This window comes from Achromobacter aegrifaciens (assembly GCF_902859965.1).
GTDB lineage: Bacteria > Pseudomonadota > Gammaproteobacteria > Burkholderiales > Burkholderiaceae_B > Achromobacter > Achromobacter aegrifaciens.
This window is the reverse complement of sequence record NZ_CADIKO010000002.1, coordinates 629,738-642,050: the sequence shown is the minus strand read 5'-3', so window position 1 is coordinate 642,050 and position 12,313 is coordinate 629,738. Positions and strand designations below refer to the sequence as shown.

The following is a 12,313-nucleotide window of genomic DNA, read 5'->3' as shown; positions in this document are numbered from 1 at the left end:
CCGTCCGCGTCGCGGCCCTACACCCGCTTGGCCGACCAGTTCCCCCGGCCGGCGGCGCTGCCGCTCATCTGCTTGCCATTCACCGTCCCGGTATAGCGCACGCCGTTGGCGACAAAGGAGATCTCGGCGCCATTCAGCCGCGCCTCCGAAATCGGCGCGCCGCCCAGCTTGCCCGACAGGCGCTGGTAGCGCTGCTCCAGCTGCAGGGGCTGGCCGTCCACCTCCCAGTTGCCCGCCACCTTGGCGGGCACGATCCACAAGAGCGCCGTGCAGTAGGTGTTGCAGTCCTGCCGGATGGTTTCCTCGGCGTCCGGCTCCCAATCGCCCATGCGGAAGGAGTTCGACACGATGCGGGTGCCGGGCGCCAATTCCAGCAGCTTGGGCCGCAGTTTTTCGTTGATGGTAGACAGCAGGAACATGGTGATCACGTCCGCCTGCGACAGATCGGTGGCGAACAGGTCCGCCGTCACGAAGGTGGCGCGGTCGGCAACGCCGGCGCGCTGCGCGTTGCGGCGCGACAGTTCGACCAGGTCCGGGTTGTACTCGATGCCCTGGGCCGTCAGGCCGCGCTGGGCCGCGGTGATAACGGTGCGCCCGTCGCCCGAGCCCAGGTCCATCAATCTGTCCTTGGGCGTGACCTTGGCCATGTCCAGCATGGTATCGACCAGGGCCTGCGGCGTAGGCACCCAGATGACGTCCTTGCCGTCCTGGCCCACGTCCGGCACGTACTCTTTCTGTTCCGAGGGCTGCGCGGCCGCGGCCAGCGAGGGCAGCGGGACGCATGCCAGGGCCAGCGCGGCCGCCGACGCGAGCACGGCGCCGCGCAGGGGCGGCATGGCGCTACGGGCGGCGGATCTGAAGGACTGAATCGCGATGTGCATGATGTGGACTCCTTGCAGGTAAGGCATGCGGACGGGATCGCCGCCCCGGGGAAACCTTGGTCAGGCCCGCGGCGGCGCGGGCCCCAGCAGGCGCAGCAGCGGCAGGCCCGCCGCCAGCACCGCCAGCCCGATCAGCGCGCCGGCGCCGGCGTACATGGCGCTGGAAACCACCAGGCCGGCGCAGGTCAGCGCCAGCAGCAGCGGGGGCAAGGGATAGAGCGGCACGCGGAACGGGCGCGGGCGGTCCGGATCGATGCGCCGCAGGCGCCACACCGAGGCCGCAACCAGCAGCATGAAGATCCAGAACACCGGTGCGGTATAGGCCACCAGGGTCTGCACGCTGTTCTGGCTGAAGGCGCCCAGCGCGATCAGCGCAAGCGTGATCGCGCCCTGGACCAGCAGTGCGGATGCGGGCGTCTCGCCTTGCGCGTTCCACGCCGCCAGCGCGCGCAGCCGCGGCACGTCGCGGCCCAGGGCGCAATACACCCGCGCGCCGGTGATGATGGTGCCGTTGATGGTGCTGAGCGCCGTGGCGCAGATCGTCAGGCTGAGCAGGGCTGCAGCGTAGGGGCCGGCCGCCAGCTGCATCACGTCCGCCCCCAGCGCCGGCGTATCGCGCAGCCCCTGCAGGCCGAAGATCTCCAGCAGCGCCAGGTTGGTCAGCACGTACGCGCCCGTCACCAGCAGCGTGCCGATCAGCAGCACCCGGCTCATGTTGCGGCCCGGGTCGCGCAGCTCGCCGCTGAGATAGGCGGCTTCGTTCCAGCCGCCATAAGTCAGCAGCACGAACACCATGCCCATGCCCAGCAGGCCCGCGGTATTGCCGGTCAAAGGCCCCGGTTCGGCAGCGCTGCGCAGCGGGCTGTCTCCCGCGGCGGCCAGGCTGGCGATCAGCACCGCCGCCAAGGCCGCCACCGTCAGCGCGGTGAACACCCATTGCAACCGCTTGGAATAGCGCGTGCCCGCAACGTTCAAGGCGGTCAGCGCCACTACCGATATCGCCGCGTGCAGGGCGGGGCCGTACGGACCAAGGGGCGCGAGCCGTTGCGCGTAATCGCCATAGATATAGGCGACCACGGCGATGGCGCCCGTCTGGATGACAGAGCAACGCGCCCAGGCGAACATCAGTCCCACCTGCCGGCCCCAGGCCCGTGTCAGGTACAGGTATTCGCCGCCCGCGCCGGGATAGGCCGAGCCCAGCTCGCCGTAGCAAAGCGCGCCGACCAGCATCACCAGGCCGCCCGCGCACCACAAGGCGATGTACATCGCCTCGGAACTCGCGTGCTGCGCCACCAGCGGCGGAAAGCCGAATATGCCGATCCCGATCACCACGCCCACCAGCACCATGGTGGCATCCATCACCGACAAGCCGGCCGGCGCGCGCGGCTGGAGCAACAGGGCCGGATTCGCGGGCGAACGCAGGGTGGGCTGTGTCATCGGATGCTCTCGGTTGGGCGCGGCGGGCGCGTGGAGACGGCGCCATTTGGGGACGGTGCCTGACAATCACCTGAACAATTTGCGACCGTATTCCGTGCGGGAAAGTTTCTCCGGGTTTTCCCGTGAGAATCGATGATTTCTCGAATTCAGCATAGATTCAGCATCATCCAAGTTCTTAGAATAGTTTTCTAATTCATTGATTAATATGACTTTAATTTCATATTTAAGGTTCTTTATTTAAAGTAATTTCTCATCATTGAATCAAGCTCGATATGCAACGTCTCCCGCGCTATGCTGATTGCGCCGGACGCGCGCCACACGAGCGGCCGCCGCAAAGGAAGGGGAGCCAAACCGCAATTCAGGAGCAGCGACATGAAGCTATCCATACGCGTGGCCACGGCAGCGCTGGCGCTTTCCGGACTGATGGGCCTGGCGCCCGCCGCGATGGCCCACCACGGCTGGTCGTGGGCCGAATCCGAACAGATGACGTTGCAAGGCACGGTCCAGCAAGTGCAGATCGCGCCCCCGCATCCCTGGCTGGACGTACGCGCCGACGACGGCGTCTGGCGCGTGGAGCTGGGCAATCCCACCCAGACCAAGGACGCCGGATTCGTCGAAGGTTCGGCCAAACCGGGCGATGCCATCGTCGCCGTCGGCAACCGCGACCGCGAGTCGGACGCCAAGCGCATGAAAGCCGTCCAGATCAAGGTAGGCGGCAAGACCTACGACATCTATCCCAGCCGCATCAAGAAGCCCTGACCGGCCGGGCCATGCCTGAGCTGCTGCGTCTTGCGCTGGAACAGCTTCAGACCCTGCCGCCGTCGATCTGGCTGCGGCGGTGGAGCACGCTGTATCTGCTGGTGAACGCCGCCCATATCGGCGCCATCGGCCTGCTCATAGGCTCCATCGTTCCGCTGGACCTGCGCCTCCTGGGGTGGCTCAAGCCCGGACCGCTGGCTGTGCTGGCGCCGGCGTTGGCGCGGACTGCGGCAGCGGGCCTGGCGCTGGCGGCGTTGACCGGCGCCATGCTTTTCAGCGTCCAGCCGCTGGAGTACCTGGCGAATCCCGCGTTCGGGATCAAGATGGGTCTGTTGGCCGCGGGTGCGATCAATGCCGTGCTTGCACGGCGCAGCCTGGCCTGGCAGACGGTGCGGGATCAGGGCAGTGCGACGGGCGCCATGCGCGTGCGCGCAGGCGCTTCGCTGTTTTTATGGCTGGCTTGCCTGGTGGCGGGGCGCTGGATCGGGTTCCTGTCTTAGGAGCCAGGGCCTTGCGCGTGCGGCGATCGCAGCGCCCGGAAAATCAACGTGCGGCGTCAGCCACGGCCTCGACCGTGATGCGCAGTTGCACTTCGTCGCTCACGCCGGGCGCAAACGCGTCCACGCCGAAATCGCTGCGCTTGACCACCGTCATGGCGTCAAAGCCGATGGCCGGACGCTGCGCCATGGGATGGATGCCTTGCTTGTTCTGGCGCGCCTGCAGCACCACCGGTTTTTCGATGTTCTTGATGCGCAGGACGCCACTGATGCTGAGATTGCCGTTGCCGTGGTCGGTGACCGAGGTGCTCTTGAACTGGATGTCCGGGTACTTGGCCGCCTGGAAGAACTCGGCGCCTTGCAGCATGTCGTCCAGCTTGGGTACGTGCGACGTCAGGCGCGCCACCGGCACGCGCAGGTCGACGGCCGACTTTGCAGGCTGCGCGGCGTCGTAGCGGATCACACCCGTCACGGCCCCGGCATGCGCGGTGGGCTTGGAGAAACCCAGGTGGTCCCAGGTCACCACGACTTCCGTGTGTTCCGGGTCGATCTGGTAATCCACGGGCGCGGCGTGCGCCGGCAGGCTGCCCAAGGCCAGCAGCGAGGCGGCCAGAAATGCTGCGTAGGTGTGCTTCATTCGATTCTCGGTATGTTCGGCGTCCGGAGGAGCCGGGACGCGCATTCCGTCAGCCCGTCAGCTTAAAACGCACTGACAGCAACGGCACGGAAGAAGGATAGGAAAGGATGCAATACCGCGCTAGTCCGCCGGAACTGACTGCAGCGTTCCAGTTTTGATGCCAATCAAACCGATACGATCGGCGGCATTGCTGGCCGGGCGCCGCGCGCCGGCCAGCCCGCCGCCGTCAGGAAGCCTGCGCTTCGGCGAGTGCGCGCTGCACGGCAGGTCTTGCCGCAACCCGGGCCAGATAGGCCGCAAGCTTGGGGAACTGCGCGAGGTCGACGCCGTCGCCCTCCAGCCAGCTGCCGATGGTGTAGAGATAACCGTCGACCACGCTGTAGCGCTCGCCCGCCGCCCAGGGACCGGCGATCTGCGATTCCAGGTAGGCGGCGCAGGCGGTCATGGTCTGCGGTACCTTGGCCTGCATGGCGGCATGCGCGGCCGGATCGTCGGCCCAGCGCGCGCCGCGGCGCTTGTGCGCGTGCGCCACGTGCGCGGTGGACGCCAGATAGCTGGCCAGCTCCTGCATGCGCGCGAAGGCGAAAGGATCGTCGACCGGCGCCAGCTGCGCGGCCGGAAAGCTTTGCGCCACGAAGGCGAGCAGGGCGGGCGTCTCGGTCAGCACGCCGTGCTCGGTCGCCAGCGCCGGCACGCGGCCCTTGGGGTTGACGCGCAGGTACTCGGGGCTCTGTTGCTGCGCAGCGCCCATGTCCAGCTTGACCAGGTCGAAGTCGGCGCCCGCTTCATGGAGCGCGATATGCGTCGCCAGCGCACAGGTGCCAGGGGCTGTGTAAAAAGTCCAACGGGACATCCGCATCCTCTACTTTCTATGGTTGAAAAGCCAAGTCGCCACTACGGGCTGCCGGCTACAGGGTAGCCCGATCACCTGCCTGCGCCAAGCTTGGCGGCGACGCGCACGAAGCGGCGGCATTGTCTGATCTACATCAGACGGCAATCCGAATTGGCTGCGCGTTGCCATCCATGCGCGGGATCTGCTCCGCCTTGCGTGATAGCATCTGCGCCGATAAGGAACCGCCGAATGCATGCATCTGCCTATGCCCGTAGACGTTGGGTCGCGCTGGTCGCGATGGCCCTGTTCGTCTTCCAGGCGCTGATCGCGTCTTCGGCGCTGGCGGCCTCGGCCATCGGAACGGGCAAGCCCGGTGTCACCACCATCGTCTGCACGGCCAGCGGCCCACGCGTGGTGACGCTAGATGCCGATGGGCAAAAGCAGGGCGCGCAGCAGCACAGCGGCGCCTTGCCGCACTGCTGCAGCGCAGGCTGCGCCATGCTGAGCGACGCGCTGCCGCCCGAAATCGTGCTGCTGGCCTGGCTCCTGCCAGCCGCAGCCCCCGCAGTCCATCCCCCCGCCGCCGAACCCCACGTTGCAAGCGCCTTGACCCGGCTGCCGCAACGGTCGCGCGCGCCGCCGCCATCCGCCTGACCCTCTCCCCAGACTTCCACGACACGCCATCCGCGCAGCCCGCCAACCCGCGGGCCTGAGCGGTTGCGCCAGCGTCGTCCGCACGCAGCGGGCCAAGGTCCTTTTGCGCCGCGCGGGGAGGACCCCCACTGCGTCACGCCCATGCGCAGACAGCGCGCTCCTGCCACGCCTTTCTTAAAGGCAGGCGGCCGCGCCGCCCGTCCGCGCCTGCCACCGCACGTTCCCGATCGACAGACACCAGACATGACCACAAACCAAGAATTCCTGCGCGCGAGTTGCCTGGCCGCCGCAGTGGCCGCCTCATTTCCCGCCTGGCCCCAAGCCGCCGACACGCCCGACGTCTACACCACCGATCCCGTGGTCATCACGGGCGTGGAACCCAGCGCGCCCTTGACCTTCACCACGGATCCCAAGATCCCGCGCCAGCCGCTGCCGGCCAGCGACGGGACCGACTATCTGAAGACGATTCCCGGCTTCTCGGCCATCCGCAATGGCGGCACCAACGGCGATCCCGTGCTGCGCGGCATGTTCGGCTCGCGCTTGAATCTGCTGACCAATGGCACCTCCATGCCGGGCGCGTGCCCTGCGCGCATGGACGCGCCCAGTTCCTATATCTCGCCCGAGAACTTCGACCAGCTCACGGTCATCAAGGGACCGCAGACCGTGCTGTGGGGACCCGGCGCGTCGGCCGGGACGGTCAAGTTCGACCGCGACACGCCCCGTTTCACGGCAGCCGGCGTGCGATTCGACGGCAGCCTGACGGGCGGCTCGTTCGGCCGCAACGACCAGGCCGCCGACCTGACCGTGGGCAACGACAAGGTCTACACGCGCATCACCGCCAACCATTCCCACTCCCAGGACTACAAGGACGGCGACGGCAACACCGTGCCTTCGCGCTGGGACAAGTGGAACGCCGACCTGACCCTGGGTTTCACGCCCGACGCCGACACGCTGTACGAACTGACCGCGGGCACGGGCGATGGCGAAGCGCGCTATGCCGGCCGCGGCATGGACGGCTCCCAGTTCAAGCGCGAGAGCTTCGGCCTGCGCTTCGAGAAGCGCAACCTGGGACCCGTGCTGAGCAAGGTCGAGGCGCAGCTGTACTACAACTACGCCGACCACGTGATGGATAACTACACGCTGCGCGCGCCGGACCCCATGAGCGCCATGCCCATGGCCATGGCGGCCGACGTGGACCGCGCGACCTGGGGCGGCCGCTACGCCGGCACCTGGGAACTGACGCCGGATATCAGTCTGGTCACCGGCCTGGATTTCCAGCAGAGCCGCCATCGCTCCCGCAGTGGCACCGACACCATGCCGTACAGCAGCCAGAGCTGGGTCAAGGACGCCGACTTTTCCAACACCGGACTGTTCGGCGAACTGACCTGGCGCGTCGCGCCGGACAGCCGCGTCATCGGCGGCGCACGGGTCGACTGGGCTTCGGCCAAGGACTTCCGCCAGGACACGGGCTCGATGATGATGCCCATGCCCAATCCCACCGCGGATGAGCGCCGCAAGGACACGCTGCCCAGCGGCTTCCTGCGCTATGAGCAGGATCTGGCCTCGCTGCCGGCCACGGTCTATGTGGGCCTGGGCCACGTCGAGCGCTTCCCCGATTACTGGGAGCTGTTCTCTCCGGACCAGGGGCCTGCCGGGTCCGTCAACGCCTTCCAGGGCGTGAAACCCGAGAAAACCACCCAGCTGGATTTCGGCGCCCAGTACAAAACCGAAGCGCTGGACGCCTGGTTCTCAGGCTACGCCGGTTACGTCAATGACTTCATCCTGTTCAGCTACACCTCGGGCGGCATGATGGGTCCGGCGTCGCAGGCCAGCAATGTCGACGCACGCATTGCAGGCGGCGAACTCGGCGTCTCATACAAGCCCGCGTCCGCGTGGAAACTGGGCGCGACGCTCGCGTATGCCTGGGGCGAGAACCGCAGCGACGGCAGGGCGCTGCCGCAAATGCCGCCGCTGGAGGCCAGGCTCAGCGCCGCCTACGATGACGGCACCTGGTCGGCCGGGGCGCTGTGGCGCATCGTGGCCGCGCAAAAACGCTACGCCTTGAATGAGGGCAACGTAGTCGGCAAGGACTTCGGCCCGAGCGCGGGCTTCGGCGTTTTCTCCGTCAACGGCGGCTATGCGGTCAACAAGCAGGTCCGCCTGTCGCTGGGCGTGGACAATCTGTTCAACAAAACCTACAGCGAACACTTGAACCTGGCGGGGAATGCGGGTTTCGGCTATGCCGCCAACACCGCAGTCAATGAGCCGGGCCGCACGGTCTGGGCGCGCGTGAGCTTCAAGTACTGACGCGCCCAGTCCGGAACACTCGGTCAGGACTAACGCCCGGTTGTCAGCAGACGAATGATGCCGCGCAGGTCCTGTTCGGCCTCCAGTCCGCGCAGCCGTCGCGCCAGCTCCCGTGTCTGGCCGGCGGGCAGCGGCGGCTGCACGGACGCGCAGCAGGCTTCGAACTTGGCGTCCTGTTCCGCCACGCCCAAGGGGCGTTCCGGACTGCCGGGAAAGGCCGGCATGTCGACCGCGAATTCGCGGCCGTCCTTCAGCCGCAATTCCACGCGCTGGGGGCTCATGGCGTTGGGGTCCGGATTGCCGTCATCCAGCACCTGGACACGGGCGGCCAGTTCGAAAGTCCTGGCCTCGGCCAGCGCGTCGGGATCGAAGTCGGGTATGCCGACCCGGCCGCGCAGCAGGGCAGTAGCGATGGCATAGCCCATGCAGAGCCGGGCCGTGGCGGAATCCATGCCCGGATGGGCCGGCCGTCCCACCAGGCGCACGATCAGCGACGACGCGCGGACCGTGATCCGGTCCACGTCCCCGGGCTGCAACGAATGGGCCCGCATGAGGTCCAGCGCGGCGCCGATGCCGCTATGGGTGGCCCGGCCGGTCGGGTAGGGCTTGTGGCTCATGCGGGTGATCTGGAACACCCGGCCCACGTCCGCGCGAACCGCGTCCCAGTCGGCCTGGCCGGCGTCATACAGCGCGAAGTAGCCATAAGGGCCTTCCAGGATGTCGCGCGGACCGGGAAAGCCCGCGCGCGCCAGCTCGAAGGCCGTAACCGCCGCCCTGGCGTTCAGGCCGACCTGCAGGCCGACCGCGGGCGAGCCTTCGATATGCGCCTGCATGGTGCCGGAGAGATGACTGTACGCCAGCCCCAGCGCATCGCGCGTGGCGCTCTCATCCAACCCGCCAAGCTTGCACAGCGTAGCCGTGGCGCCCAGGCCGCCGCACATGGCCGGCCGGAAAAAACGCATGGGCGCGCGCTGGGCCAGCGCGACATAGATGGCGAAGTCCAATCCGGCGGCGACCGCGGTGATCAATCGGGGACCATCGACGCCGCCTTCGCGTTCGGCATAGCCCAGCGCCGCCGGCACGATGCAGGCAAACGCGTGCACCACGGCCCGGTCGTGGATCGCGTCGAACTCCTGGTTGAACACTTGATATGCGTTCAGCATGACCGCGCTGGCCAGCGGCAGCCGCTCGCCGCTGCCCCAGACGGTCGCTTCCGCGCCCTGGCCCAGGGCCTGGGCCGCCTGGCGCAGCGAGGGCATGCGGGGATGGCGCGAGCCGGATAGCCCGACGCCAACCGCATCCAGGATGAAGGTCTTGGCCGCTTCCACCGCCGCTGCGGGCAGGTGCTCGTATTGGGTGCGCAGCAAATGCGCGACCAGGGTATCGATGGCGTTCATGCGGCGGCTCCATCGGGCTGGACGGGAACCTGGGCGGCGTACCAGTCATACATCGCGGCGCCGGTGACGAAGGCGGTCATCGGGTGCTTTTGCAGCAGGTCCAGCATGGTGAGCAGGTCGGCGTAGCGGTGCGGCACGCCCATCAGATGGGGATGCAGTCCCAGCGTGAGGACGCGCGGACGGCCCGCGGTCCGGGCCTCGTCGGCATACAGGTCCAGCGTCCGCTCCAGGCGCCGGCTGAATTCCCCGGTGGCATGCTTTTCCACGGCGTGGATGACCGAGTCGTTCAGTTCCAGCGCGTACGGCAAGGCCAGCAAGGGCCTGCCGGCGGTCCGCATCCAGTTGGGCAGATCGTCCAGGCACCAGTCGAACAGGTAGTCGATGCCGGCCTGGGCCAGGAGATCCGGCGTGTCCAGCGTTTCGCGCAGGCCCGGCGAGAGCCAGCCGCGCGGCCGGCGGCCGCTGAAGCGCTCGATCCGGTCCAGCGCCGCGGCGATGGTGCGGGCCTGGCCGTCGCCGTCCTCTTGCGACAAAGCGCGCTGGTGGATGCCGTGGCCGATGAACTCCCAGCCGGCCTCCAGCAGCGCCTGGGCCGCCTCGGGGTAGGCATCGATGACGGAGGCGTTCAGGCTGGCCGAGGCAGGCAGGCCGCGGCCGCGGATGGCGTCGATGATCCGCGGCAGCCCGCAGCGCAGGCCATATTCGGCCCAGCTGTAGTTGGGCACGTCCGGCACCGTCTCGCGCCCGTGCGGCGCGGTCAGCAGGGTGCGGGGCATGGGCTGGTCGAACGGCCAGTGCTCCACATTGACGACCAAGTGCACCAGGATGGCCCGGCCGTCCAGCGCCGCCAGGGGCGGGCGCTGGCTGGAAAGCATGAAAGGAATGCGTGGATTGTTCATGGCATCTTGCTCATGGTTCAAAGACGGCTCAGCGGCCAAGGAAGACCGGGTCGCGTTTTTCGGCGAACGCCCGCCGGCCTTCGGCGTAGTCCTCGCTGGCGAAGCACCGGGCCACCAGGGCGTCGATCGCATCGAGCTGCGCGGGCGCGGGCGGATTCATGGTCGCCAGTATGGCTGCCTTTGCCGCGCGCAGGGAGAGGGGCGCATTGGCGGCGATGGCGCGCACCCGGGCCTGCGACTGGCGGACGAAATCGTCGTCGGCGTACCGTTCGTGGACCAGGCCGCGGCGTTCGGCCTGCTCGGCGTCAAGGATGCGGGCGGTATAGAACAGGTCGAAGGCGGACGCCGCGCCCACCACGCCCGCCAGCCTGCGCATGTCGGCATAGGAGTAGCCCAGCCCCAATCTTGCGGCCGGCATGCGGAAGCGGGCGCTGGCGCTGGCATAGCGCAGGTCGCAGGCCAGCGCCAGGCCGATGCCGCCGCCCATGCAGGCGCCTTGTATCAGCGCAACGGTAGGCGCGGCGAAGTCCGCCAGCAATTGCTGCGCATCCGCCACCGCCTGGTTGTACCGGGCGACCGCGGCCGCGCCGTCGCGGGCCTGGTCGAACTCGCTGATGTCGGCCCCGGACACGAAGGCCCGGGTACCCGCGCCGGTCAGCGCCAGCACCCGGACTGCGGCGCCGTCGAGTTCACGCAGCGCTGCAGCCAACTGCAGCCACATGTCCAGCGTCATTGCGTTGCGCCGTTCGGGATGGCAGACCGTCAGGGTTGCAATGCCGTCCTGGAAATCCACCTGGATCTGGCCGCCGCTCATACCACGCCCTCTTCATACAGGCGCTCAATGTCGTCCGCGGCATAGCCCATCTCCGCGAGCATTTCGCGGGTGTGCTCGCCCCAGCCTGGCGCGGGCCGCTTGATCTGGGCGGGCGTGCGCGTCAAGGCCACGGGCTGCGAGATCAGCCGGTACTGGTGTCCGGCATCGTCGGCAACCGGCTGCGCCACGCCCAGGTGGCGCACCTGTTCGTCCTCGAACACCTGCGGAATGCTGTAGACCGGGCCTGCAGGCACCCCGGCGCGGTTCAGCAGGCCAACCCAGTGCGCGACGCTCTGTTGGCTAAAGCGCTGCGCCAGGGATTCATTGAGCGCACCGCGGTTCGCCACGCGCAACTTCTCGGTCGCGTAGCGCGGGTCTTCCAGCCATTGCGGCGCATCCAGGCACTCGCACAGGCGGCGCCAGTTGCCTTCGCCGGACGCGCCCAGGTTGAACGCGCCGTCGCTGGCCTCGAACAGCCCCATCGGGCTGCTGGTCGGATGGTCATTGCCTGCCTGCACCGGCGTGTCGCCGTCGTTCAGATAGCGCGCAGCCTGGAAGTCCATCAGCGCGATCTGCGTGTGCAGCAGGGAACTGTGGACCCATTGGCCCACGCCGGAGTGTTCCCGCTCCAGCAGGGCCAGCAGGACGCCGACCGCGGCATAGATGCCGGTGCCGCAATCTGCGACCGCGAGTCCCGCGCGCAGCGGACCGCCGCCGGCAAAGCCCGTGACCGACATGAGCCCGCCCATGCCCTGGATGATCTGGTCAAAGCCCGGCCGGTCCGCATAGGGACCGTCCTGGCCAAAGCCGGAGATGCTGGCCAGGATGATGCGGGGATTGATGGCGCGCAGGGCGTCGTAGTCCACCCCAAGGCGCGCCTTGACGTCGGGCCGCCAGTTTTCCACCACCACGTCGGCAGTGGCCACCAACTGCTTGAAGACGGCCAGGCCTTCGGGCTTCTTCAGGTTCAGCGTCATCGACCGCTTGTTGCGGTTCAGGTTCTGGAAGTCGCCGCCAGTACGGTCCGCGGCGAACATGGCTTCATTGGGATCGATCCCGACCGGCGGTTCGATGCGGATCACGTCCGCGCCGAAGTCGGCCAGGATGCGCACGCAGGTCGGGCCTGCGCGCACGCGCGAGAGGTCCAGCACGCGAAAGCGCGCCAGGGTGGGGGAGGCATTGATTCTGGCCATGATGAG

12 protein-coding genes are annotated in these 12,313 nt (G+C 67.9%); 4 read left to right on the top strand and 8 right to left on the bottom strand.

Features of this window, described 5'->3' with window-relative positions:
* Window positions 1–17 precede the first annotated feature (17 nt).
* Both HV793_RS14170 and HV793_RS14165 read right to left on the bottom strand, forming a co-directional pair.
* Entirely contained in the window at window positions 18–881 is an 864-nt protein-coding gene (locus tag HV793_RS14170) for an SAM-dependent methyltransferase (protein WP_244958646.1), read from the bottom strand.
* A 60-nt stretch (window positions 882–941) separates the two neighbouring features.
* Window positions 942–2,240 carry an APC family permease gene (locus HV793_RS14165; protein WP_054454863.1) on the bottom strand — a complete coding sequence of 433 codons (1,299 nt, stop codon included), beginning with the start codon at window positions 2,238–2,240 and terminating at the stop codon, window positions 942–944.
* A 450-nt stretch (window positions 2,241–2,690) separates the two neighbouring features.
* Between HV793_RS14165 and HV793_RS14160 the strand changes: the two genes are divergently transcribed.
* Both HV793_RS14160 and HV793_RS14155 read left to right on the top strand, forming a co-directional pair.
* Window positions 2,691–3,077, top strand: coding sequence for a DUF6152 family protein (locus HV793_RS14160; RefSeq protein WP_054454374.1), 387 nt, complete (start codon window positions 2,691–2,693; stop codon window positions 3,075–3,077).
* A gap of 11 nt (window positions 3,078–3,088) precedes the next feature.
* The gene (locus HV793_RS14155) at window positions 3,089–3,577 is read left to right on the top strand and encodes a DUF6644 family protein (protein WP_175164377.1); all 489 of its coding nucleotides are present in this window, start codon (window positions 3,089–3,091) and stop codon (window positions 3,575–3,577) included.
* 43 nt (window positions 3,578–3,620) lie between these two features.
* On the opposite strand, the gene HV793_RS14150 is transcribed toward HV793_RS14155, so the two are convergent.
* Window positions 3,621–4,211 carry a YceI family protein gene (locus HV793_RS14150; RefSeq protein WP_175213395.1) on the bottom strand — a complete coding sequence of 197 codons (591 nt, stop codon included), beginning with the start codon at window positions 4,209–4,211 and terminating at the stop codon, window positions 3,621–3,623.
* A gap of 226 nt (window positions 4,212–4,437) precedes the next feature.
* Window positions 4,438–5,064 carry a glutathione S-transferase family protein gene (locus HV793_RS14145; protein WP_054454865.1) on the bottom strand — a complete coding sequence of 209 codons (627 nt, stop codon included), beginning with the start codon at window positions 5,062–5,064 and terminating at the stop codon, window positions 4,438–4,440.
* A gap of 228 nt (window positions 5,065–5,292) precedes the next feature.
* On the opposite strand from HV793_RS14145, the gene HV793_RS14140 reads away from it, so the two are divergent.
* Together HV793_RS14140 and HV793_RS14135 are read left to right on the top strand one after the other, a co-directional pair.
* A complete protein-coding gene (locus tag HV793_RS14140) occupies window positions 5,293–5,697 on the top strand; it encodes a DUF2946 family protein (RefSeq protein WP_175213394.1) in 405 nt (134 codons plus the stop codon).
* 243 nt (window positions 5,698–5,940) lie between these two features.
* Window positions 5,941–8,004 carry a TonB-dependent copper receptor gene (locus tag HV793_RS14135; RefSeq protein WP_175213393.1) on the top strand — a complete coding sequence of 688 codons (2,064 nt, stop codon included), beginning with the start codon at window positions 5,941–5,943 and terminating at the stop codon, window positions 8,002–8,004.
* A 29-nt stretch (window positions 8,005–8,033) separates the two neighbouring features.
* Here HV793_RS14135 and HV793_RS14130 read toward each other — a convergent pair whose 3' ends face one another.
* Genes HV793_RS14130 through HV793_RS14115 form a run of 4 tightly spaced genes read right to left on the bottom strand, consistent with a single transcriptional unit; the run spans window position 8,034 to window position 12,307 of the window.
* Window positions 8,034–9,401, bottom strand: coding sequence for an MmgE/PrpD family protein (locus tag HV793_RS14130; RefSeq protein WP_175213392.1), 1,368 nt, complete (start codon window positions 9,399–9,401; stop codon window positions 8,034–8,036).
* Complete coding sequence (locus tag HV793_RS14125) at window positions 9,398–10,300, bottom strand: polysaccharide deacetylase family protein (RefSeq protein ID WP_054454388.1); 903 nt, start codon at window positions 10,298–10,300, stop codon at window positions 9,398–9,400. The genes HV793_RS14130 and HV793_RS14125 overlap by 4 nt, the downstream gene beginning before the upstream one ends.
* A 28-nt stretch (window positions 10,301–10,328) precedes the next feature.
* Window positions 10,329–11,114 carry an enoyl-CoA hydratase gene (locus HV793_RS14120; RefSeq protein ID WP_119452026.1) on the bottom strand — a complete coding sequence of 262 codons (786 nt, stop codon included), beginning with the start codon at window positions 11,112–11,114 and terminating at the stop codon, window positions 10,329–10,331.
* Entirely contained in the window at window positions 11,111–12,307 is a 1,197-nt protein-coding gene (locus HV793_RS14115; protein ID WP_175213391.1) for a CaiB/BaiF CoA transferase family protein, read from the bottom strand. The genes HV793_RS14120 and HV793_RS14115 overlap by 4 nt, the downstream gene beginning before the upstream one ends.
* Window positions 12,308–12,313 lie beyond the last annotated feature (6 nt).